The organism is Neobacillus sp. OS1-32 (genome assembly GCF_030915425.1).
Classification (GTDB): Bacteria; Bacillota; Bacilli; order Bacillales; family Cytobacillaceae; genus Neobacillus; species Neobacillus paridis.
Genome location: NZ_CP133263.1, coordinates 47,193 through 68,730, shown reverse-complemented (window position 1 = coordinate 68,730; position 21,538 = coordinate 47,193). Strand labels below are relative to the sequence as shown.

Sequence of the window (21,538 nt, the reverse complement as noted above, 5' to 3'; positions counted from 1 at the left end):
TCAAACTGCTTCTAGTCCAACGAAATGCAGTGCTGAATTTCACCTTTGTTGTAAAAGAATTGCTATCTGTTTTCCATTAGCTTATCCTATTTCTGCTTTTGGTGATAGTTAAATTGTCCGACAAGAAGATTCATCACATGGGTAAACATTTCCGTACGGTTGACCCGTCCGTCGGTAAATACTCCGACAGCCCCTTCTTGTTTACTGACATTCTTCTTTTTCGCATACTCTTCCATAACCGGACCAAGTTCCTTACCAGCCCGCAATCTACCGACCACTTCTTCAGGCAGTAAAATCCGGGCGCCCCCGGCGATAATCGGCTCCTTCCCCGGTGCTGCCAATGCCCCCCAGTTGCAAATCAAGAGACCGTAACTCGTTTCCTGGACGCCTCCCTCAAGGCCAATTCCGATGTCTCCATTTCCTTCAAGAAGGGCGCCTTCTGCCCGATTAATCGCCCCTTTAATCGTTTCTTCATCGGAAAAAGGCTGTTCGCTGACTCCCGAGGGGATATCAAGTGAACAGAATTCGGCCGCCTGATGGCTGAAACTATTTTTAACTGCGGCAATTTTAGCAGGATTTTTTGATCCAATGACGATTTTCATTGCTGTCCATCTCCTTTATAAAAAAAGGGGCTTACTCAAAAGAGTTGTCCCCAGAAAAATTAACTATTGGACTTAATGGTATCTACTGTTGTTTTGTCGCAGGCTTTTACTAATTTAACCAATAATTCTTTAGCAGCAGCATAGTCATCTACATGGATGATCGAAGCATGGGTATGAATATAACGCGAACAAATACCAATTACCGCACTTGGAATTCCCTCATTTGCCAAGTGTACACGGCCGGCATCGGTTCCGCCCTGCGAAACGAAATATTGATAAGGAATATGGTTTGTCTCCGCCATATCAAGAACAAATTCCCGCATTCCCCGATGGGTTACCATAGACCGGTCAAGAATTCGCAGCAATGTCCCTTTCCCAAGTTGGCCAAATTCCGATTTATCGCCGCTCGCATCATTGGCAGGGCTGGCATCAAGTGCAAAGAAGAGATCAGGTTTTATCATATTGGCTGCCGTTTGGGCACCGCGTAATCCAACTTCCTCCTGTACAGTTGCCCCGGAATAAAGGATGTTTGGCAATGTTTCATCCTTTAATTCCTGCAGCAGCTCAATCGCCAGGCCGCAGCCATAGCGATTATCCCATGCTTTAGCTAAAATTTTCTTTTCGTTTGCCATTGGGGTAAATGGGCAGATTGGCAAAATCGCCTGTCCCGGTCTAATTCCCATTCTTTCAGCATCTGCCCGATCATCTGCACCGACATCAATTAACATATTTTTTTGTTCCATCGGTTTATTTTTCTTCGCTTCATCTAAGAGATGCGGTGGAATCGAGCCGATGACCCCGATGATTGGACCATTTTTCGTCATGACTTGGACCCTTTGGGCGAGAAGGACCTGGCTCCACCAGCCTCCTAATGGTTGAAATCGAAGCATACCATTATCAGTAATGGCTGTAACCATGAAGCCAACCTCATCCATGTGGCCGGCAACCATAATGGTGGGACCTTGGTCATTGCCCTTTTTAACACCAAAAATACTGCCTAAGTGATCTTGGACAATTTCATCGGCATATTGCGTTAATTGTTCCCTCATAAATTTCCTGACAGCATGTTCATTTCCCGGTGCACCGGGAAGCTCTGTTAACGTTTGAAAAAGCTTTAAAGTTTGTTCATTCATCAGCTGTTTGCTCCTTTTGAATTGGTCTAAATAATATATGTATTCAGCCTAATATTACAGAATTTATTGGATTTTTACCAACATTTGATTTTTCTATCTTCCGTCAAATTAATGCGCTATACTGGAAGAGAATAGGAAGTCACAATCTTTTCCATATTTGTATGTTGGAGGTCCTGCAATGAACTGGAAATCTTTTATGCTTGGTGCTGCAGTTGGTATTCTTGGCGGCTACACGGCACGCCAAATGATTACTAAACAAACAAAGGTATCACCTGAAAAAGTATTAGAAAATGTTAAAAAGCAATTTAGTCAAAATGGATCGATATCCGGCTCATGGATCCATATGGTAGCGGAGCCATATCAAAAACAGCAAATCCATTACCAGGTTTACAAAGGAGGAATCTCCAAAACTGTTGAAGGCATCGATGAACAATATGAATTTATTGCAGATGCCTCAACAGGAACACTCATTGATATTCGCCGTCTGTCGGAAGGAATTGCTTAAGAAAAAGCCGTATCCCATTCATCGATTAGGATACGGCTTTTCGTTATTTCGATCTTTTCACGCTTTCCATCATTTGACCGTCCGGTCCCCATTTAACTGCCCGGTAAAATGCATCATGATAAAAAGTGAACCAGGCCTGTTTCTCTACAGCAAATGGCTGCCATTTAGCCTTTGCAGCAATTGAATCCATTGGATAATCATCATAGGCCATTACCCATAGGACATTTTGGTGGGCATGCGTTGCCATAATGTCAGCCATATGAATCGCCATTTCTCCGCCATCTTCAATGATCACAATGGAATGTCCATTGCTGTGACCTCCGGTATGAATCATCCGGATCGGGCCAAAACTCCAGTTTTCCTCAAATGTTTCAACCTGTGATTCGATGGCTTCCCAGTTTTCCTTCCAATATGTATTTTTTGAACGAATATTGGGTTGACGCATTTCATCCCATTCAATTTTGGATGTAATGATTTTGGCATTAGGAAAAACCGATACAAATTCACCATTTCCAGGTTTGGTCAAGCCACATGCGTGGTCGAAATGTAAATGGGTCATTAATACGTAATCAATTTTAGTTGAATCAAGGCCTATGCTTTGTAGGGAAACATCCAGTTCGGATTCCTTCGTTACCCCATAATTCCGAAGCTGTTTTTCAGTTAATTTTCCATTTCCTAACCCCGATTCAATTAAGATATTTTTCCCATCAAATTGAACTAAAATCGGGTCTGTTGGCAATTCGATTTGATTTTTTTCATTTGCCGGATATTTCTTCGACCATAATGATTTTGGTACGACTCCAAACATGGCTCCCCCGTCCAGATTGGTTACTCCGCCGGATAACCATGTTAACGATACATTTCCGATCTTTAATGTATCCATACTCATCAACTCCTTTTTTTTAGTTTATCATTATCTGATAATTAAGAAAAATAAAAAGGACAACCCATCAAAATGAGCGGTCCGAAATCATTAATGTTGATATTTAACCTCACAACGATAAATCCGATTTCCCTTTTCGGAAAACTTTTCTTCATATTCAGTCATGATATTACCTTCAAAATCGCTGTTATGAAGATCAAGGCTGATAAATTTCAACAGCAAGCCATAGGCAGAAAAACTCATTAATGAATATTCAAATAAGCCTTGATTATCTGTCTTAAAATGAATTTCCCCGCCATCTGTCATGATTTCCTCATATAGCTTCAAGAAGTCCTTGTAAGTCAATCTTCTTTTTTCATGACGCTTTTTAGGCCACGGATCAGAAAAATTCAAATAAACGCGCTGGACATCGTTTTTGGCAAAAAACTTGGCTAAATCCTTGGCATTAACATTTAACAGCTTAAGATTTGGAAGCTCTGCCTCAATTAATCGGTCTAATGCAGCGACGATGACACTATCAAATAATTCGATCCCAATGTAGTTAATCTCTGGATGAGCTTTGGCCATTTCGGTAATAAACCGGCCTTTCCCGGTACCTACTTCAATGTGGAGCGGCTGATCACTAGCAAATGCCTCATGCCATTTTCCTTTATATTCTTCCGGATTTGGAACGATATACTGGGGGTATTGTGCTATTTTATCCTTTGCCCAAGGTTTATTTCTAAGTCTCATTACGGCACTCCTATAAGATAATTTTGATGAAAACAATATCACGAAGCAATATCTGTTGCAAGTGAATAAACAAAAAAAGAATCCACAACCTAAAGGTGAATTCAATTTTCATTTTTACTTGAAAGGATGTGTTTTTCTTGCCACTGAATCATCAGGATCAAGTCACATTACTAAAAGATATATTAAATGATCATCAAACCGATTGTTGCGGCTCAACAGCGGAATGTGAACAGCTGGAACGATTGGCTAAATCACTGATGGTAAATGCACAGGTCAGCCAAAATATAAAAGACATTCTGCAGGATATCTATTATTACAGTCAAGAAGGAGCCCAGACTGCCGACCTCGACCAACACATTGTTTCCAATCAGGAAAATTTATCACAATGGGTAAATGATATTGGACAATTTTCGTAATTAAAGAATTTCGTCTAGAAATTTAATCCATTTCTTCATTTCCTCAAGGCGGTTTTTATCTTTATGGAACTGAATGGATGAAATGGTCTGAAGGACTGTATACCATTTCATCCTTAGTTTTAAGTTATCTGTAAGCTCCTCCCCATACATGGAAAGCCAGTCCCGCCAATTTTCTTCGGGAATGTACCAATATAATAGCATTCCTAAATCGATTGCCGGATCGGCAATCGCAGCTCCATCCCAATCAATTAGGTACAGCTCGTTATCCTCTGTAAGCAGCCAATTGTTATGATTCAAATCACCATGGCAAACGACTTTTTCTTCGCAATGGACATTTTTTGATTCTTGTTTTAAGAAAGCCAATGCCCTCCGAACTTCCGGTAAAGAAAGCGTTTCGTTATCGACTTCATTTATAATCGATTGAAATATCATTTCAGGGTTTAAAGGAGACTTTTCGAGGCGGCTAAGCATACTAAGCATCGGTTCTGATCGGTGGATTTTCTTTAACAGCCTGGCAACAAGTTCTTGATTCATTTCTTCTGGTTTTAGCTCCCGCCCTTCCAGCCATTGCTGGGCTGTAATGACATCACCGTTTTCCAAACGCTTTGTCCAAATCAGCTTTGGAACGATCCCTTCGGCTGACAGCACGGCCAAAAAAGGGGAAGAATTCCGTTTGAGAAAAAGGCTTTGGTTCTCATTTTTTGCAAAAAATGCTTCACCAGTGGCGCCGCCAGCGGGTGTTATTTCCCACTTTTGTCCTAATATATGTTCCAACATTGTCACCTTCAATTTATGCCGTTCTAATGGTGGTGTCCCTAATCCTAACTAACTTTACTAGAAGGACTTCTCCAGGATAGGAAGAACCTTAACCGTCCAAAGGTTTATCTTTATAACCAATTTCCAATTAGAATAGATTTAAACGTGGTCTGTTATTTAAATAAAAAAGGGCTATTGATATGTTATTCTACAATAGCCATCATAATAGATTTTATCTCCATTTGCCTTTTTTCGTCAAGTCATCTTTTTGAAGAAAAAGCGATGCTAATGCTGCCGCAGGATTACTCGTAGAGCTGGATGTTACGAATACATGAAGTGAGATTGGTTCAATCACTGATTCCCCCTCGTAAAAGCTGCCTTTTGGAACCTTATCTGCATAATGTTGATTAGCTAAAAGTGACCATTTTCCCTTTGGCAGGGAAATGGAGTACTGCTTTTTCGATGGGTTCACTACGAGAAGAATATCGTATCCTTCTGAATAATATATTAAGCCCATCATTGGTGCGGGGAGTGGAAACTGTCGAATTTTAGCTCGGATTTCGGCAGCAGTCCGGTAACGAAAACAACGATATTCCTTACGAATTTGAATAAGACCTGTTAGATAGTTTACATTTTCTTCATTTTCACTTTTCCGTATCCAATCGAGCTGATTAACAGTGTCAGGGGCTCGGTAGCTGTTGCCGTTACCTTGTTTCGTCCGGAAAAACTCCTGCCCGCTGTGGAGAAAAGGAATTCCTTGCGACAAGATGACCAATCCGGTTGCCAAACGGTGATATTTCTTTTTTACCTCTATATTTTCATCCTTCAAACAGACTTGAAGCTTATCCCATAATGTATGGTTATCATGACATTCAATATAGTTGACAGTTTGCGTTGGTTCATTAAACAGACGATTTTCTCGCTTATTAAAGCCAATACTGCCGGTAATCGCTTCAAATGCGGCCTCATGGTACGCTTCATTTCCCAGGGCATAGCCTTTATCATCAAGAATGAAACGTACTGCCTTTTATAACATCGCGAAATTGATCATTAAACTGGGCAATCCGCGGCAATTTATCCTGATTTGCCAGATTCGCTTTTTGGTTACACGGCAGCGGGGTATTAAGACTCCAGCCCTCACCAATGATGAGGACTTCCTCACCCTTACTGATTGAATCACAGACAGTTTTCACTTCATTCATTGTCTCAATATCCAAAATCCCCATTAAATCGAAACGAAAACCATCAATATGATATTCCTCTAGCCAGTAGCGAACGGAATCAACGATAAATTTTCGTACCATCCGCCGTTCGGATGCGATATCATTCCCGACACCGGTGCCATTTGATGGCATTCCCATGTCATTATGACGAAAGTAATAACCAGGAATGATTTTTTCAAATGAGGATTGTTCACGGATATAAACGTGGTTATAGACCACATCCATCATAACCCGAAGTCCAGCTCGATGAACCTGGTCAATTAATTGCTTTAATTCGATAATTCTGGAATAGGGATCAGTGGGATCTGTGGAGTAGCTGCCTTCCGGAGTATTGAAATGCAGGGGATTATAGCCCCAATTATATGATTCCTTCGGCTTTAATTCATCAACACCGGCAAAATCATGAAACGGAAGGAATTCTATATGGGTAACACCTAAAGCTTTTACGTAGGATAAACCGGTAGGTTCGGCGTCCTTACCTTTGGTATTTAATTCCCCGGCCCCAAGATATAATCCTTTATGCTTAACCCCGCTATTCGGGTGAATCGTGAAATCTCTTATATGTGTTTCGTAAATAATGGCATCCACCGGACTTTCAATGGGGGGAGAGTGATCTTCGGCCGATCGGTCTTCTTCAGATTGACAATAACACCGGCTTCACCATTTGCACTGACAGCCTTGACGTACGGGTCAACGGCCTCGCGCCATTCCTGATTAACCTGTACAAGATAACTATATTGGTAATATTCCAAATCACGGGAAACGATTACCGACCAAATCCCCTTATCCCCTCGTTTCAGCTTTACTATTTCCGAATCGGGACTGGAAGGTGGGCTTAATTTCAATTTAACCTGAACAGCAGTCGGCGCCCAAAGTTTAAAAAGGCACTGATCTTTCTGATAGGTTACTCCTAAATCATGCCCCTCATAATAAAATTTTTGGTCAAAGGCTTCCGTTCTAATGACAGCACCGATTTGTAAATCGGTTTTGCCGCTATGTTCGTCGATAATCCAATACTGTTTCCCAAAGTCATATTCTTCCGAAAATCGGCAGATATATTTATAATAGCCTTCGATGAAATATTTTTTAATTGTTTGCAATCGACTCTCTCCTAGTCCATCAGTTAAAGAAAAAGAGGAAGATAACCCCTGGTGATAGGAAAGGGGAAGAAGAATGGTAATCAAGTCCATCTCGTCCAAATAAGCAAGAAAATTCCTATTATTGGAAGTCATTTGAATCCCTCGCTTCTAGATTAACTTCTGGGGCATGCTGCATTCTTGTCAATACCTGCATCGACTTGACCTGGATTTCGATTTTTAAAGGAGTGTAGCCAACATGCTCCCCATCCCCATGGACAAACAGTTTCTCCGCCGATTGAATCGATATCATTCTGCCTTTAAAGGTCTTCACTTCTTGAAAAAATATATGCTTGCCCCAAAAGACGCTTATAAATACCAGCAACAGCTTCCATCTGGATAATTCATGAACAACGGTAATATCCAGTAAACCGTCATCGGGAATAGCTGCGGGGGCAATTTTCATCCCCCCGCCATAATATGGCTGATTTGAAACGGTGACAAACCATGACTGTTTAAAGTAATACTTTTTCCCATCAATCGCAATATCAATGGTTGTCGGTTTAAAAGTGAATAATTCTTTCAGCAGAAAATAAACATAAACTAAACGGCCCAATGACAGCTTATTAAGGATAGCCTTGATTGGTGAATGATTGACCTGATAGGCAATGAGTGCATCAAATCCGGCACCCATATTGTTAATGAAAAACTCCTCCGCCCCGTCCGCCAATGTCATTTTTCCGTTATCTATTTGAACAGGATCACTTTTTATTAAACGAAGCAGTACCTGCAGAGCTTTCACAGGGTTGGACGGAATCTTGAAGCCTCTGGAAAAATCATTCCCGGACCCGCCTGGAATAAACCCAAGGATGACATTTTTATTCCTGGTGACGCCATTCATGACTTCATGCAAAGTTCCGTCGCCGCCAACCGTTACAATGATGGTTTCCCCATCATGTTTAGCCGCAATTTGTCCGGCAAGTTTTTTTGCATGACCCGGATATTCCGTATAAAATGCCAAAAAAGAAACTTGTTCATCGATCAACAAGGTTTCTATTCTATCCCATATTTTACGGCAGCGTCCGTTTCCGGCATTCGGATTAACAATAAAGTAGATGCTTCTCATAAAAACCAACCCTTTTATCTCTATGATTGTAGTGGAAAAATAGTTATCGCTTTATATTTAGGAGTTTGATTGAGATACGTTTGATATAACACAACATCCTTCGCCTGAAAGGAGAGTGGTTCAGATTGCAATTCCTGCCAAACTTCAAGCCTCTTTTTTTGAAAAGTGGTTTCGGAGCTCCATTTTCTTGCTAAAGTAATATGCGGTCGAAATGGCCTCGTTTCTAATTGAAAGCCTGCTTTCCCGCAAGCTGTATATACCTTATTCCTTACGATTCGCAGTTCACTGCTATCGACCGTATCTGCCCAAAATACTCTTGGGGAATCCTCCCTTCCAAAGACTCCGAGTCCGTTTATTTGTAATCGAAAAGATTTTTCCGTTTCTAATCCCTCTCTCACGAAGCTTTCTGCTGCCGTCAGTTTCTCAGCCTCCGCCGCCCCGAGAAATGCTAATGTAATATGAAGATCCTGATGATGGACCCAGCGGTCAAAAGGAAAACTTTGTTGCAATTTCTCCATTATATCCTTCATAAGTACCTTCGTATCTTCCGGGATCCTAACGGCAAAAAAATAATGGGTTTGCTGCATATTGTTTTCATTCCTTTTCACAATTTTATTCTATTTTTGCCTAACTATGAAGAGACACTTTATAAAAAGACGCAGATTATTTCCACGTAACTTATAGTAAAGATTACAATTTTCCACATCGATTTTCAATTTCCGGTTTACATGATGCTTGTCATTGGTGAAAACCCTCGCTTGAATTTTTGTCCTTACAACTAAGCTAGTTTCTAAAAAACGAAATATTTCACTAAAAATTTTATTAGAAAATTCAATTAATTTATCATAAGTCCCATAGTTTACACCATACCCTATAGTAAGAATTAAAAAAAGGAGGGAAAACACTCTGCTTTTCAAAATAATGGAGGAAAATTCTTAAAACTATACTATTGTAGTAGAAATTTTTTGAAATTATGGGTACAATAAGACTAAGGATAAGACATTGAAATATTGACAGAGGACCTTCCATAAAAAGGAGATGTCTGCGCGGAAAAGAAAATTACATATTTTGAAAAGCAATTTTCAACCAGACTGTCGATAGAGGGATTAGCCAAAGGTTTGAAAAAAGGATAGGGAGTGGTTCTTTGAAACCTTCAACTAACCGGATGTTAAACCGCATCAAATGTATCTACATGTTTATCCGTAAGAATGGCACAGTTACAACACAGGAACTTGTAGAGGAATTTGGTATCACTCCTCGAACCGTACAACGAGATTTAAATGTCTTAGCCTATAATGATTTGGTCATGAGTCCAAGCCGTGGAAAATGGACGACCACACATAAGAAAGTTAAAATGTCTTCATAAATGAAATCGTTAAAACAGCACGCGGATTGCCGCGTGTTGTTTTATTGTGTTTTCCTACAATCTCTATGAAACAACTAGCTGTTATTGACAATTTTCACAAAAATGATATATTAATATAAAAAAATGCTTTATCACTTAAAAGCGTTTAAGCGAGAGAGAAGCGGGTGCACTATGAAAAAACAGCAACTAAACAAAGGATTATTACCGCGCCACGTTCAATTTATTGCATTAGCCGGGATGATTGGTACAGGGATATTTAAAGGGAGTGCGGATACGCTCCATACTGCCGGCCCAAGCGTTGTTTTTGCCTATTTAATTGGTGGAGTTATTCTGTTCATTATTATGGCGGCGCTAGGTGAATTGGCTTTGGCTTATCCCAATCATAATGTGCAGCATTTAATCAACAAGGCTTTTGGTTCCCAAGTATCTTTCCTCGTGGGTTGGCTTTATTGGATCAACTGGATTATCGTGACGGCAGTAGAATTATTAGCTGCAGGAAGCTTCCTGCAATTTTGGTTTCCTCAATCCCCCTTATGGCTGCTAAGTCTGATCTGCGCTGTGGTGATCATTGGAATTAATTTGTTTCAAGTAAAATACTATGGAGAACTTGAATTTTGGTTTGCCGGGGTGAAAATTCTTGCTCTAACGGCCTTTATCATTTTAGGATTTTTATTACTGTTAGGCGTTATTCCCAGTGGGATTCACAATCCATTGTCAAATTATACCGGGCATGGCGGCTTTTTCCCTCATGGCCTTGGGGGCACGTTCAGCGCCTTTTTGGTCGTTATGTTTTCTTATGGCGGGGCCGAGTTGATCGGTGTTGCCGTGACCGAAACGAAGGATGCAGAAAGGGTATTACCAAGAATTATCAAGAGTACGGTTTGGCGGATTATTATTTTCTATATAATGCCAATCCTCATCATTTGTGGGATAATGCCGTGGAATAAGGTTACTGGCGCCGACAGCCCGTTTGTCCAAGTATTTAGTGTTACCGGTCTGCCTGGTGCAGCCCATATTATGAATTTTGTGCTCTTGACCGCGGTGCTTTCGGCGGCTAACTCCGGTATATATGCAACTTCCAGGACGTTATTTTCGATGGCACAAAGTGGTGTGGCGCCTGCCAGATTAGCGGTATTATCTCGTAAAGGAATTCCGATTATTGGGCTGATGATGACGAGTTTGTTTATCATGTTTGGCGTCTTCCTGGCATACCTGACCCCTGATGAAGTCATCAGCTATTTAATGACAATCCCTGGTTTCACCGTCATGCTAATATGGATGAGTATTTGTGCCGCACAGTTAAAACTACGGCCGCAATACCTCAATCAGCCGTCTTTTAAAGTAAAATGGTTCCCATATTCGACCGTCTTTGCTTTAATCGCCTTGGGCGTGATCTTCATCGGATTTATATTTAATCGCAATAATATTATTGGAACATCCGTTAGTCTTATAACCATCGGAGTGTTAATCCTTTTTTCATATATTACTAGAAAAACAATCGTACTAGTGTAAAAGCCGGCGAATTACTTGCTGGCTTTTTATTTTATTGGTACTGCTTTAAGACGGGATTTATCATTTACCCGTCATTTTTCTGATTTTACCCGTCTGTTTTGATAATTTACCCGTCGCGTCAACATGATTCAAAAAGTGATATCCCAATAAGGAATATCACTTTAAAGTTTATTACTGTCCACTTGATAACAGTGCCTGAGCAATACCGATAAAATACTCGGATTCACGGATGATGTGCACAAGTACTACTTTTGCTGTATGATTGCTGCTTACCGCAGCACTGTGTGTTTTGATTTGTTGGCATAGGGCAATAAACGATTCACTTTGCTGCAGGCAATAGGCCACCAGCTGCATCACTTGTTGGTGCAACTGGTCTGATATTTGATAACCAGAGCGGACCACCGATTCAATAAAACGGACTACCTGCTGGTTTGTTTCAGCAAGGGCCTGTTCCCATTTTTTCAAAGCATCGACAAATTCAGGTTCCAGTTCGGAAACCAACTCGCGAATTACAACCGTATGCTCCTCCTCTTGATGTTTCCAAAATTCTGCTTCATCCAGTATTCTTAATGGCATTTGCTGACCATAGTAAAATTGCATACAAGTTCCCCTCCTATTTCAAATGTATGGGATAAGCTGTTATAATATACCTAATTTCATGCAGCCTCCCTTTTCCGAATGTGCAGAATTTTTGTCATCCTAATTGATACAAATTCCAACAGGTTGATACAATGAAGGTAAAAAGCAAACCGAGGTCAATATATGTATTGGAATAGCCAATTTTTAAGAAGTATCCAATTAATGAAAGCTGATATTCCGTCATTCAAACAATATCCTTTTCATCTCCCCAGTGTAGAAACTTTGGATGAACTCGTATTACATCCTAAGGTTACCTTTTTTGTTGGTGAAAACGGCATGGGGAAATCTACATTAATCGAAGCAATTGCCGTTGCATTAGGATTTAATCCTGAGGGCGGATCGTTGAACTTTAATTTTTCCACCTATGATTCTCATTCCCCGCTTGCTGATTACCTCAAATTAATAAAAGGCATCGATAAACCAACTGATGGATTTTTTCTAAGGGCGGAAAGCTTTTATAATGTTGCTTCCAATATTGAAGAAATGGACCGGGAAGGATTCGGAACTAAGGTGATTGATTCATTTGGCGGGGTTTCACTCCATGAGCAATCCCATGGTGAAGCATTCTTCGCCACGTTTCTTCATCGATTCCGTGGAAATGGTATCTATATTTTGGATGAACCGGAGGCTGCCTTGTCACCTCTCAGACAAATGTCGATGCTGACACGAATTCATGATTTAGTACAGGAAAATTCCCAATTGATTATCGCAACCCATTCACCCATCATTATGGCCTACCCAGATGCAAAAATTTTTGAGTTTACTGAGTCAGGAATTTCAGAAAGCAAACTGGAAGAGACAAACCATTATCGACTGATGAAGCAATTTTTCGATGATAAAAATCGGATGCTGCATCATTTATTCGAAGGATAATATATGAAAAGAGCCCGGCAATCAGGCTCTTTTTCAAATAATATTTTTCCCATAAAAAATTTCATCCATTTCAAAATGAATTCGTTCTGTAATTTCAGCAGCTTCTTCTGGGGACAATTTATCTTTTGTATACCCAAATAAATAGTTATTTAAATCAAAATTCCGCAGTTTACATTTCGTGTGAAATATATTTTCCTGATAAACGTTGACATCAATCATATCAAACATATCGATCAAATCGTCGGGAATATAGTTCTGAATGGAGCTAATTTCATGATCAATAAATAATTTATATCCATCTTTATCCCTAGTAAATCCGCGGACTCGGTAATCGATGGTCATCACATCCGTCTCAAACGAACGGATTAAATGGTGCAGCGCCTTCAAAGGTGAGATTTCACCGCATGTTGAAACATCGATATCAGCGCGGAACGTACTGATCCCCTCATCAGGGTGGTATTCCGGATATGTATGAACGGTAATATGACTCTTATCAAGCTGCAAAACCACCGATTCCATTAACGGTCCCGGTGATTCTTCGAATATTTCCAAAGGCGGATTGTGAACGGGTGCCTCCGATATTAAAAAGGTCACGCTGGCCCCGGTCGGTTCAAAGTCCTGACTGGCAATATTCAATACATGTGCCCCAATAATATCGGCGACATCCTGTAGAATTCTTGTCAACCGCTCTGCACTGTATTGCTCATCAATATAATTTAAATAGGCTTCCCGCTCTTCCCGCGTCCTCGTAAAACAAATATCATACATATTAAAACTTAATGATTTCGTCAGATTATTAAAGCCATGTAATTCGATCGCCTTCTCATGTGTTAATTTCATCAACACTTCCCCCCATGTCTTCTTTTGATTGTAAGATACCCAAAGTTTAGGAAAAATATTGTGACGACAGAAAATCATATTTTACCTATTGTTGAGGAAATTAAAGAAAAAGCAGCTAACACTATAGCTGCTTTTTCACTTCACTTGATCATTTTTTAATAACTCAATTTCTTCGTCCGTTAGTTCGCGGTATTCACCAGGTTCAAGTGTTTCATCCAGTACTAAGGGGCCCATGGAAATCCGCTGCAGGTATATAACCCTCTTGCCTACGGCTTCAAACATCCTTTTTACCTGGTGGAATTTTCCTTCAGTAATCGTTAGTTCAACATCGGAATGAGTCCCGGATTTTAGAATTTTCAGCTTGCCGGGCTTAGTTTTATAACCATCGTCGAGTACAACACCTTCGGCAAAAGCCCTAACATCCTCGTCCGTTACTTCACGATCAATGACCGCAAAATAAGTCTTGGGAACGTGCTTTTTTGGCGATAACAACCTGTGCGCCAATTGCCCATCATTAGTAATCAACAGCAAACCCTCGGTATCTTTGTCGAGCCGGCCGACCGGGAACGGTTCATAGACTTGGTCCTCTATTTCCAGTAAATCAATCACCGTCTCATCGACGTTATCCTCTGTCGCAGATAAAACACCAGGCGGCTTATTCATCAGCAAATATATATATTCCTTATACTCAATCACTTCACCATTTAAGGTTACCGTTTGGATAGTTGGATCCACTTGCTGTTTGGCATCCTTAACCACGATATCATCAATCATTACAGCACCGCTTTTCAACAGTTGTTTGACTTCCTTACGGCTGCCATAACCCAGATTCGCCAGCATTTTATCAATTCTCAACCGTTCTTCTCCTTCCCGGCAATTTTATTTTTGTCATCAGGCGGTCAAATCTTGAGCCGAATAAGCGGCTAATGAGACCTGACTTAACCCCAAGATAGAAATAAACCGCCGCACCAATTGCAGCACATAAGAGAATAATAATGACCGATTGAATTTTTGACTCGGGTGAAAGGAATAGCAATAGTACCCGGTAAACCCCTTCTGTTACAGCCCACATTAAACCGGCAAATATCCCGATCAGCAAACTTCTGCGCCAGACAATCCGGAATGGATAACGGGCAAAGGTTTTAATAACAATCAGATTGATTATAATTGCTGCCGTGTATCCTAATGTCGTGGCTAAAACGGCACCTCTTGTTTCCATCATCTTAATAAGAGGAATATTCAATGACAATTTGATCAATAAGCCGACAAGCAGGCTAAGAACCGTAAAGCGCTGTTCATTAATTCCCTGTAAAATAGCAGCTGTAACGGAATATAAAGAAAAGAGAATCGCTACCGGCGCGTATGCCCTCAATACTTCCGTTCCCATAACATCATGTTGGTAAAAAACGGTGTAAACCGGCTCAGCTAATAATGATAACCCAATCGCTGCCGGTAATGTTAAAAATAATAAAACCTGAAACGACTGATTTAATTGATGAACCATACTTTTTTTGTCACCCTCTACAAACGCTTTGGTGATGCTTGGAACCAGCGTTAAGGAGAAAGCAGTTGCCAGGGAAACAGGAATGATAACAATTTTATGTGATTCAAAGTTTAACATTGAAAAAAAGGAATCGGCCACTTGCTCGGTAAAACCAATTTGAACTAATGCCTTACTAAAGGTAAATTGATCAATTGCCTGAAATAACGGATTGGCGATTCCGACTAGAACAAAGGGAAAGGAATACAAAATAATTTCTTTATAGATTTCTTTGAGTGATATATTAATCGTACCCTTATCATGTTCAAGCAATTCGTCTAAATATGGTTTCCTTTTATACCAATACCAAAATAATACAGCAAGTCCGCCGATTGCCCCAATAAATGCGGCAAACGTCGCTACGCTGACAGCCGTAACAATTTTTCCATTTAAAAACTTCATGACTACGAAGGCACCCAGCAGAACAAAAGCAATTCTGACAATCTGTTCTACTACTTGTGAAAGAGCTGATGGCCCCATGGATTGATGACCTTGAAAGTAGCCTCTGATTAAACTCATAAACGGCACAACAATTAAAGCAAAGCTGACAGCCCGCATGACGGTGGTAACATTTTTTAAATTGGCGTCTCCGCCCGTACTCATCTCGGCAAGGGTGGGCGCAGCGAGATACATCACTAAAAAGGCCAAAAATCCAGTTGTCAGCATAACCACAATCCCGGATTTAAACAGCTTTCTGCCAACTGCATATTCCTCGAGGGCATTATATTTTGAAATAAATTTCGAAACAGCAAGCGGTACACCAGCTGTTGCAATACTGATAAAAACTGTATACGGAACGTAGGAATATTGATATAGAACGGTTCCTTCGCGACCGACAATTTGAAAGAATGGAATAACATAAATTAACCCAAGAACTTTCGAAAGTATCGTTCCCAGTGTTAAGATAAAGGTACCTCTTAAAAGCTTCGACTGCATAGAATCCCTTCCTGACTGAAGAAATACATGCGCAATAAGAAACTTGACTTTTTGCACACTATTAGTAGTTTACAACTTCTTTTCTCCCGATGCCACTTACAATCAAGTTATTTTTGTGAAAAATAATGGGAGGTTCGTTTAATTTTACTATAATTGTTGCATAATGAAGTGAATCTAGTTAAAGTTGGTGAAAAAATGCAATTGGATGTAATTGTGATTGGCGGCGGTCCATCAGGTTTAATGGCAGCCATTGCTGCTGGCGAAAAAGGGGCCAAGGTGCTGCTCATTGATAAAGGGGACAAGCTTGGCCGGAAGCTGGCGATATCCGGTGGCGGCCGCTGCAACGTAACAAACCGGAGGCCAGTAGAGGAAATTATTAAACATATCCCGGGAAACGGCAAGTTTTTATACAGCGCTTTTTCGATTTTTAATAATGAAGATATTATTCAGTTTTTCGAGAATCTGGGAATTGCTCTTAAGGAAGAGGACCACGGCCGGATGTTTCCAGTTTCCAATAAGGCACAGTCGGTGGTTGATGCCTTGTTGCAGCAATTAGAAAAACTACAGGTTAAAGTTTTTAAAAACAGCCCGGTTGCCGATGTACTCTACGAGGATGGCAGGGTATCAGCAGTCCAATTAAAAGACGGGCAAAAAATCTGGGCAAAATCCATTGTCATTGCTGTTGGCGGCAAATCGGTTCCGCAAACGGGTTCAACCGGCGACGGTTATGCCTGGGCGGAGAAAGCCGGACACACAATTACTGAATTATTTCCAACGGAGGTGCCTGTCACTTCCAGTGAACCGTTTATTAAGCAAAAAATTCTGCAAGGAATATCATTAAGAGACATTGAATTAAGCGTGTTAAACCCAAAAGGAAAGCCTCTTATCAGCCACCGGATGGATATGATTTTTACCCATTTCGGCATCAGCGGCCCCGCTGTGTTAAGATGCAGTCAGTTCGTCGTGAAAGCCATGAAAAAATGGCATCTTACAGAGGTTACGATGAGCCTCGATGTGATGCCGGATCGAAATGAAGAAGAATTATTTCAGGAAATGATCAAAATTATAAAAGAAGAGCCGAAAAAGAGCATCAAAAATACCTTAAAAGGGCGGCTGCCGGAGCGCTACCTGCTTTTTCTGTTGGAAACCAATGAGATCGATCCCGCAGCGCAGGCAGGCTCTCTTACGAACGAAAAGATCCGCAGTTTTGCCAAAAGCTGCAAGCAGTTTCAATTTAAGGTCAATGGGACATTGCCGTTGGAAAAAGCCTTTGTTACCGGCGGCGGGGTGTCTGTGAAAGAAATCGACCCAAAAACGATGGGTTCAAAACGGATGAACGGGTTATATTTTTGCGGCGAAATCCTCGATATTCACGGTTATACAGGAGGATATAACATTACCTCCGCGCTGGTTACTGGGAGATTGGCAGGGGTGAATGCCGCATTATCAGCAAGGGCCTGACTCATTGGTCAGGCCTTATAAATAATCATTGCCGAAAAACAGTAAATTTGTTCCTCCTCATCATCCTCTGGAAATGCCGCGACATTATATTTAATATCCAGCAAGCTCTTCTCATCCAATCTTTTTAAAAAATGATTCATTTCTTTTTCTAAATCCTTTTCATGCTCCCGGTCAAACAGCTTCACTTGGATCATCGAACTCTTCCTTTCTTTTTGTCTCTCATTATTGACTATTTTTCAGAAAATTAAAATAGAAGGTTTCAAAAAAACATCCCCCATACATGGATGGAGGATGTCATCATTTTAATTTGCCACAATATTCACGAGCTTGCCAGGTACGGTAATGACTTTGCGAATTGTTTTGCCGTCAATTTGTGCTTGCACGCGGTCATCACCCATGGCGATTCCCTCTAACGTCTCTTTGCTGGCATCTTTTGGCACTACCAGCTTGGCTTTTACTTTACCATTGATTTGAATAACAATTTCCACTTCGTTATCCACCAGCTTGGCTTCATCATAGGCAGGCCAAGCTTCATAGGAAATCGTATCATGATGTCCAAGCTTTTCCCAAAGCTCCTCGGCAAGATGCGGTACCACCGGCGAAAGTAATTTAACAAAGCCTTCGATGTATTGCTTTGGCAGAACATCAGCTTTATACGCTTCATTTACGAATACCATCATTTGCGAAATAGCCGTGTTAAATCTTAGGCCTTCATAATCCTCAGTAACTTTCTTCACTGTCTGATGATATACTTTTTCCATGCTTGAAGCTTCTTCAGTCGGCTGAATCTTTGGATTTAACGTGCCATCTTCTTCAACCAGCAAACGCCAGATCCGATCCAAGAAACGGCGGGAACCGTCCAACCCGTTGGTCGACCAGGCAATCGAGGCATCCAATGGTCCCATGAACATTTCATATAAGCGCAGGGTATCAGCACCATGACTTTCAATGATGTCATCTGGATTAACAACATTTCCCTTTGACTTACTCATCTCTTTCATTGCCTTCGCCTAAAATCATTCCTTGGTTAAATAGTTTTTGGAATGGCTCTTTTGTTGGTACCACGCCAAGATCATATAAGAATTTATGCCAAAAACGGGCATATAGTAAGTGCAGTACGGCATGTTCAGCACCGCCAATATAAATATCAATAGGCAGCCAGTGCTTTAATTTTTCTGGTGAGGCCAGTTCCTGATCATTTTTCGGATCAATATAACGTAAATAGTACCAGCAGCTGCCAGCCCATTGCGGCATTGTATTGGTTTCGCGGCGGCCTTTTTTCCCTGTTACCGGATCGACAACATTGACCCATTCTTCGATGTTCGCAAGTGGTGACTCACCGGTGCCGGATGGTTTAATATCCTTTGTGTTCGGCAGTGTCAATGGAAGCTGATCCTCCGGAACTGCTGTGGTGGTACCGTCCTCCCAATGAATAATTGGAATCGGTTCACCCCAGTAACGCTGCCGGCTGAACAGCCAATCGCGCAGGCGGTATGTCACTTTCTTCGTCCCAATGCCTTTATCTTCAAGCCAGGCGATCATGTTCGAAATCGCATCAGCTTTATTCAAACCGTTTAAGAAGTCGGAGTTTATATGTTCACCGTCGCCGGTATAAGCCTCTTTTGTAATATCGCCGCCAGCAACAACTTCCTTAATTGGCAGGTCAAATTTCCTGGCAAACTCATAGTCGCGCTCATCATGGGCCGGTACTGCCATAATTGCCCCGGTACCGTAACTTGCCAGTACATAGTCGGCAATCCAGATTGGCATTTTTTCGCCATTGGCCGGATTTATTGCATAGGCACCGGTAAAGACGCCGGTTTTTTCTTTGGCAAGGTCGGTACGTTCAAGATCACTCTTGGATTTGATTTTTTCAAGATAGGCCTCAACTGCCGGGCGCTGTTCTGCCGTGGTAATTTTTTCGACAAGCTTATGCTCAGGTGCAAGGACCGCATAGGTTGCCCCAAAAAGTGTATCAGGACGAGTCGTAAATACAGTGAATATTCCGTCATGTCCTTCAATTTGGAAGTTGACCTCGGCCCCTTCAGAACGGCCAATCCAGTTGCGCTGCATTTCTTTTAAAGACTCGGGCCAATCGAGCTCTTCCAGATCCTCAAGCAAACGGTCGGCATAAGCGGTAATCTTCAACATCCACTGCCTCATTGGCCGGCGTTCTACCGGATGGCCGCCGCGTTCGCTTTTACCATCAATCACTTCTTCGTTAGCTAATACAGTCCCCAGTGCCGGACACCAGTTAACCGGAACTTCATCCACATAGGCAAGGCCTTTTTCCCACAGCTTTAAGAAAATCCATTGTGTCCATTTGTAATAGTCCGGATCGGTTGTGTTGACTTCACGATCCCAATCATAAGAGAAACCGAGCGCTTTAATTTGCCTGCGGAAGGTATCAATATTTTTTGCTGTAAATTCTGCCGGATCATTCCCAGTATCCAATGCATACTGCTCTGCAGGTAGACCGAAGGCATCCCAGCCCATCGGGTGCAGCACGTTGTAGCCCTGCATCCGTTTCATCCGCGAAAGTATATCTGTTGCGGTGTAGCCCTCAGGGTGTCCGACATGGAGTCCGGCTCCTGATGGATATGGGAACATATCTAAGGCGTAGAATTTTCGTTTATCATACTCTTCGCTTGTTTTAAAAGTTTTTTCTTCTTCCCATCTTTTTTGCCATTTTTTTTCGATTTTTCGATGATCGAAACTCATTATGATTTCCTCCTATTGAAAAATAAAAGCGGAAGTGCCTTCGGAACAAGCACAGCTAGTTCCTGCGATGATGATTCTCAGGAGATCTCCTTAGTGGCAGGCGCTGCCGCCAAATAAAATAAAAAAACCCCCATCCCCACACAGGGACGAGAGGATTATATGTATCTTCCCGCGGTACCACCCACATTAGTGCTAATGCACTCGCTTCATTATCCTTAACGCGGAAAACGGCAGACATTACTGTCACTTCATATCTGCAACTCCTAGGCGAGTTCATGATGTCCCCCGGTTGACTTTCACCAGCCGTCAACTCTCTTGTAACGGTTTTTCACCACTACTGCTCCTATTCACTGTTGTTGACTATAAGAAATATAATGTAAATATTATTTTATTAAATTTTCTAACAGGATGCAAGTAAACTTAAACCTAATTTCATTCTTAACCAAAAATTATTCCGATAAACACAAGATCCAGAACGTCAATGAACAATTGCTACCTTTCTGTTCCGCAAATGAAATCGATAAAATTTAAAAAAATCTCCCAACCACTGTTGAGAGATTTTGCCATTACGTGCGATTATTCTTGATGAGACTTCGATTTTATCGGCTGGCTGCCGATATTTTCATATTTCTTTTTTGCCTGTTTTATTAAATCCCGGTCTTGGCCCAGTTCAATGTCTTGGTTATTGATGCCATTTCGTGTCTTTTGTTCAGGGTTTTGCTGTTTAGAACGTTTTTTCAAAACTGTTCTCCTCCTCTTGTCCCCTTTAAAATCATATTGTTTTGCATCTGCTGAATTTGCAGCCGCATCCGGTGAAGTTGTTCTCTCTGCGGTCCATTGGCACTATGCGCCATTGTTGCAATATCCTGGTATGTCTGCTCCAGCCGCTGCAATGCTTGATAATAATTATCGTCATTATATTGTTCCTGCAGACTGCTTTGTTTATATTGGTCTTCAGCAAAGCGAATCGTGTCCTCCACCTGCTGAGTTAAGTTCGACATCGAATCACGCGTAGCCATTAAAGAACCCCCTTTGAGTCAACACGCCTTGAAGCATACTGCTTCAATTCTTATTTTGTTCTCGATTCCTTTTCCTATTACATAAACAGATTGATAATTACTGGGAATCATTTTGAAACCATTACATTTGGATATGCTTTATAGTTCATGATAAAATTATTCCTATGCTTAATTTTTAA

Annotated in this window: 24 protein-coding genes, 1 pseudogene and 1 other annotated feature; of the genes and pseudogenes, 7 read left to right on the top strand and 18 right to left on the bottom strand. The window is 41.2% G+C overall.

Annotated features, from left to right (window positions below; genetic code table 11):
- Window positions 1-86: 86 nt before the first annotated feature.
- Together RCG24_RS00435 and RCG24_RS00430 are read right to left on the bottom strand one after the other, a co-directional pair.
- A complete protein-coding gene (locus RCG24_RS00435; RefSeq protein WP_202653195.1) occupies window positions 87-602 on the bottom strand; it encodes a DUF84 family protein in 516 nt (171 codons plus the stop codon).
- Window positions 603-661: 59 nt separating this feature from the next.
- A complete protein-coding gene (locus tag RCG24_RS00430; protein ID WP_202653194.1) occupies window positions 662-1,735 on the bottom strand; it encodes a M42 family metallopeptidase in 1,074 nt (357 codons plus the stop codon).
- A 178-nt stretch (window positions 1,736-1,913) separates the two neighbouring features.
- Between RCG24_RS00430 and RCG24_RS00425 the strand changes: the two genes are divergently transcribed.
- Window positions 1,914-2,240, top strand: a complete 327-nt coding sequence (locus RCG24_RS00425; RefSeq protein ID WP_202653193.1) for a PepSY domain-containing protein — start codon at window positions 1,914-1,916, stop codon at window positions 2,238-2,240.
- A 43-nt stretch (window positions 2,241-2,283) separates the two neighbouring features.
- Here the strand turns inward: RCG24_RS00425 and RCG24_RS00420 are convergent, their stop codons facing one another.
- Together RCG24_RS00420 and trmB are read right to left on the bottom strand one after the other, a co-directional pair.
- On the bottom strand, window positions 2,284-3,123 hold the full coding sequence (locus RCG24_RS00420; RefSeq protein ID WP_202653192.1) for a YtnP family quorum-quenching lactonase: 840 nt from the start codon (window positions 3,121-3,123) through the stop codon (window positions 2,284-2,286).
- 90 nt (window positions 3,124-3,213) lie between these two features.
- The gene (gene trmB / locus RCG24_RS00415; protein ID WP_202653191.1) at window positions 3,214-3,855 is read right to left on the bottom strand and encodes a tRNA (guanosine(46)-N7)-methyltransferase TrmB; all 642 of its coding nucleotides are present in this window, start codon (window positions 3,853-3,855) and stop codon (window positions 3,214-3,216) included.
- Between the two features lie 137 nt (window positions 3,856-3,992).
- Between trmB and RCG24_RS00410 the strand changes: the two genes are divergently transcribed.
- Entirely contained in the window at window positions 3,993-4,271 is a 279-nt protein-coding gene (locus RCG24_RS00410) for a YtzH-like family protein (protein WP_202653190.1), read from the top strand.
- Here RCG24_RS00410 and RCG24_RS00405 read toward each other — a convergent pair whose 3' ends face one another.
- The 6 genes from RCG24_RS00405 to thpR form a co-directional block, all read right to left on the bottom strand.
- Complete coding sequence (locus tag RCG24_RS00405) at window positions 4,272-5,045, bottom strand: phosphotransferase family protein (protein WP_202653230.1); 774 nt, start codon at window positions 5,043-5,045, stop codon at window positions 4,272-4,274.
- 214 nt (window positions 5,046-5,259) lie between these two features.
- Entirely contained in the window at window positions 5,260-5,856 is a 597-nt protein-coding gene (locus RCG24_RS00400) for a hypothetical protein (RefSeq protein ID WP_308078029.1), read from the bottom strand.
- Between the two features lie 175 nt (window positions 5,857-6,031).
- Entirely contained in the window at window positions 6,032-6,838 is an 807-nt protein-coding gene (locus RCG24_RS00395; protein ID WP_308078028.1) for an alpha-amylase family glycosyl hydrolase, read from the bottom strand.
- The gene (locus RCG24_RS00390) at window positions 6,808-7,482 is read right to left on the bottom strand and encodes a hypothetical protein (protein WP_308078027.1); all 675 of its coding nucleotides are present in this window, start codon (window positions 7,480-7,482) and stop codon (window positions 6,808-6,810) included. Before RCG24_RS00390 ends, RCG24_RS00395 begins: the two co-directional genes overlap by 31 nt.
- Complete coding sequence (locus RCG24_RS00385; RefSeq protein ID WP_308078026.1) at window positions 7,469-8,452, bottom strand: diacylglycerol/lipid kinase family protein; 984 nt, start codon at window positions 8,450-8,452, stop codon at window positions 7,469-7,471. Before RCG24_RS00385 ends, RCG24_RS00390 begins: the two co-directional genes overlap by 14 nt.
- A gap of 20 nt (window positions 8,453-8,472) precedes the next feature.
- Complete coding sequence (thpR, locus tag RCG24_RS00380) at window positions 8,473-9,039, bottom strand: RNA 2',3'-cyclic phosphodiesterase (RefSeq protein ID WP_202653187.1); 567 nt, start codon at window positions 9,037-9,039, stop codon at window positions 8,473-8,475.
- A 557-nt stretch (window positions 9,040-9,596) separates the two neighbouring features.
- Here thpR and RCG24_RS00375 point away from each other — a divergent pair.
- Window positions 9,597-9,818 carry a DeoR family transcriptional regulator gene (locus tag RCG24_RS00375; RefSeq protein ID WP_202653186.1) on the top strand — a complete coding sequence of 74 codons (222 nt, stop codon included), beginning with the start codon at window positions 9,597-9,599 and terminating at the stop codon, window positions 9,816-9,818.
- A gap of 171 nt (window positions 9,819-9,989) precedes the next feature.
- Complete coding sequence (locus RCG24_RS00370) at window positions 9,990-11,330, top strand: amino acid permease (RefSeq protein WP_202653185.1); 1,341 nt, start codon at window positions 9,990-9,992, stop codon at window positions 11,328-11,330.
- A 171-nt stretch (window positions 11,331-11,501) separates the two neighbouring features.
- Here RCG24_RS00370 and RCG24_RS00365 read toward each other — a convergent pair whose 3' ends face one another.
- A complete protein-coding gene (locus RCG24_RS00365) occupies window positions 11,502-11,930 on the bottom strand; it encodes a DUF2935 domain-containing protein (RefSeq protein ID WP_202653184.1) in 429 nt (142 codons plus the stop codon).
- Between the two features lie 201 nt (window positions 11,931-12,131).
- On the opposite strand from RCG24_RS00365, the gene RCG24_RS00360 reads away from it, so the two are divergent.
- Window positions 12,132-12,842 carry an AAA family ATPase gene (locus RCG24_RS00360; protein ID WP_235887940.1) on the top strand — a complete coding sequence of 237 codons (711 nt, stop codon included), beginning with the start codon at window positions 12,132-12,134 and terminating at the stop codon, window positions 12,840-12,842.
- Between the two features lie 33 nt (window positions 12,843-12,875).
- Here RCG24_RS00360 and speD read toward each other — a convergent pair whose 3' ends face one another.
- The 3 genes from speD to RCG24_RS00345 form a co-directional block, all read right to left on the bottom strand.
- Complete coding sequence (speD, locus tag RCG24_RS00355; RefSeq protein ID WP_202653182.1) at window positions 12,876-13,682, bottom strand: adenosylmethionine decarboxylase; 807 nt, start codon at window positions 13,680-13,682, stop codon at window positions 12,876-12,878.
- Window positions 13,683-13,817: 135 nt separating this feature from the next.
- The gene (locus RCG24_RS00350) at window positions 13,818-14,537 is read right to left on the bottom strand and encodes a pseudouridine synthase (RefSeq protein WP_235887939.1); all 720 of its coding nucleotides are present in this window, start codon (window positions 14,535-14,537) and stop codon (window positions 13,818-13,820) included.
- Window positions 14,527-16,158, bottom strand: coding sequence for a putative polysaccharide biosynthesis protein (locus RCG24_RS00345; protein ID WP_308078025.1), 1,632 nt, complete (start codon window positions 16,156-16,158; stop codon window positions 14,527-14,529). The genes RCG24_RS00350 and RCG24_RS00345 overlap by 11 nt, the downstream gene beginning before the upstream one ends.
- Before the next feature lie 195 nt (window positions 16,159-16,353).
- Between RCG24_RS00345 and RCG24_RS00340 the strand changes: the two genes are divergently transcribed.
- Complete coding sequence (locus tag RCG24_RS00340) at window positions 16,354-17,619, top strand: BaiN/RdsA family NAD(P)/FAD-dependent oxidoreductase (protein WP_308079080.1); 1,266 nt, start codon at window positions 16,354-16,356, stop codon at window positions 17,617-17,619.
- 8 nt (window positions 17,620-17,627) lie between these two features.
- Here RCG24_RS00340 and RCG24_RS00335 read toward each other — a convergent pair whose 3' ends face one another.
- Both RCG24_RS00335 and leuS read right to left on the bottom strand, forming a co-directional pair.
- Window positions 17,628-17,813 (bottom strand): sporulation protein Cse60, encoded by a 186-nt coding sequence (locus tag RCG24_RS00335; protein WP_308078024.1) that lies wholly within the window; start codon window positions 17,811-17,813, stop codon window positions 17,628-17,630.
- 108 nt (window positions 17,814-17,921) lie between these two features.
- A pseudogene (gene leuS, locus RCG24_RS00330) lies at window positions 17,922-20,340 on the bottom strand (leucine--tRNA ligase).
- Between leuS and RCG24_RS00325 the strand changes: the two are divergent.
- Window positions 20,326-20,457 (top strand): hypothetical protein, encoded by a 132-nt coding sequence (locus RCG24_RS00325; RefSeq protein WP_308078023.1) that lies wholly within the window; start codon window positions 20,326-20,328, stop codon window positions 20,455-20,457. The pseudogene leuS and the gene RCG24_RS00325 sit on opposite strands and share 15 nt — an antisense overlap.
- Window positions 20,458-20,479: 22 nt before the next feature.
- Window positions 20,480-20,700 (bottom strand) — a binding site (T-box leader).
- A gap of 216 nt (window positions 20,701-20,916) precedes the next feature.
- Here the strand turns inward: RCG24_RS00325 and RCG24_RS00320 are convergent.
- Window positions 20,917-21,081 carry a glycogen biosynthesis protein GlgD gene (locus tag RCG24_RS00320; RefSeq protein WP_308078022.1) on the bottom strand — a complete coding sequence of 55 codons (165 nt, stop codon included), beginning with the start codon at window positions 21,079-21,081 and terminating at the stop codon, window positions 20,917-20,919.
- Window positions 21,078-21,359 (bottom strand): YtzC family protein, encoded by a 282-nt coding sequence (locus RCG24_RS00315; RefSeq protein ID WP_308078021.1) that lies wholly within the window; start codon window positions 21,357-21,359, stop codon window positions 21,078-21,080. Before RCG24_RS00315 ends, RCG24_RS00320 begins: the two co-directional genes overlap by 4 nt.
- Window positions 21,360-21,538: the final 179 nt, after the last annotated feature.

What these genes read in the sequence shown, in the direction of transcription:
- RCG24_RS00435 (WP_202653195.1), bottom strand. Translation starts at nt 602, where the DNA reads ATGAAAATCGTCATTGGATCAAAAAATCCTGCTAAAATTGCCGCAGTT.
- RCG24_RS00430 (WP_202653194.1), bottom strand. Translation starts at nt 1,735, where the DNA reads ATGAATGAACAAACTTTAAAGCTTTTTCAAACGTTAACAGAGCTTCCC.
- RCG24_RS00425 (WP_202653193.1), top strand. Translation starts at nt 1,914, where the DNA reads ATGAACTGGAAATCTTTTATGCTTGGTGCTGCAGTTGGTATTCTTGGC.
- RCG24_RS00420 (WP_202653192.1), bottom strand. Translation starts at nt 3,123, where the DNA reads ATGGATACATTAAAGATCGGAAATGTATCGTTAACATGGTTATCCGGC.
- trmB (WP_202653191.1), bottom strand. Translation starts at nt 3,855, where the DNA reads ATGAGACTTAGAAATAAACCTTGGGCAAAGGATAAAATAGCACAATAC.
- RCG24_RS00390 (WP_308078027.1), bottom strand. Translation starts at nt 7,482, where the DNA reads ATGACTTCCAATAATAGGAATTTTCTTGCTTATTTGGACGAGATGGAC.
- RCG24_RS00385 (WP_308078026.1), bottom strand. Translation starts at nt 8,452, where the DNA reads ATGAGAAGCATCTACTTTATTGTTAATCCGAATGCCGGAAACGGACGC.
- thpR (WP_202653187.1), bottom strand. Translation starts at nt 9,039, where the DNA reads ATGCAGCAAACCCATTATTTTTTTGCCGTTAGGATCCCGGAAGATACG.
- RCG24_RS00370 (WP_202653185.1), top strand. Translation starts at nt 9,990, where the DNA reads ATGAAAAAACAGCAACTAAACAAAGGATTATTACCGCGCCACGTTCAA.
- RCG24_RS00365 (WP_202653184.1), bottom strand. Translation starts at nt 11,930, where the DNA reads ATGCAATTTTACTATGGTCAGCAAATGCCATTAAGAATACTGGATGAA.
- RCG24_RS00360 (WP_235887940.1), top strand. Translation starts at nt 12,132, where the DNA reads ATGAAAGCTGATATTCCGTCATTCAAACAATATCCTTTTCATCTCCCC.
- speD (WP_202653182.1), bottom strand. Translation starts at nt 13,682, where the DNA reads ATGAAATTAACACATGAGAAGGCGATCGAATTACATGGCTTTAATAAT.
- RCG24_RS00345 (WP_308078025.1), bottom strand. Translation starts at nt 16,158, where the DNA reads ATGCAGTCGAAGCTTTTAAGAGGTACCTTTATCTTAACACTGGGAACG.
- RCG24_RS00340 (WP_308079080.1), top strand. Translation starts at nt 16,354, where the DNA reads ATGCAATTGGATGTAATTGTGATTGGCGGCGGTCCATCAGGTTTAATG.
- RCG24_RS00335 (WP_308078024.1), bottom strand. Translation starts at nt 17,813, where the DNA reads ATGATCCAAGTGAAGCTGTTTGACCGGGAGCATGAAAAGGATTTAGAA.
- RCG24_RS00325 (WP_308078023.1), top strand. Translation starts at nt 20,326, where the DNA reads ATGATCGAAACTCATTATGATTTCCTCCTATTGAAAAATAAAAGCGGA.
- RCG24_RS00315 (WP_308078021.1), bottom strand. Translation starts at nt 21,359, where the DNA reads ATGGCTACGCGTGATTCGATGTCGAACTTAACTCAGCAGGTGGAGGAC.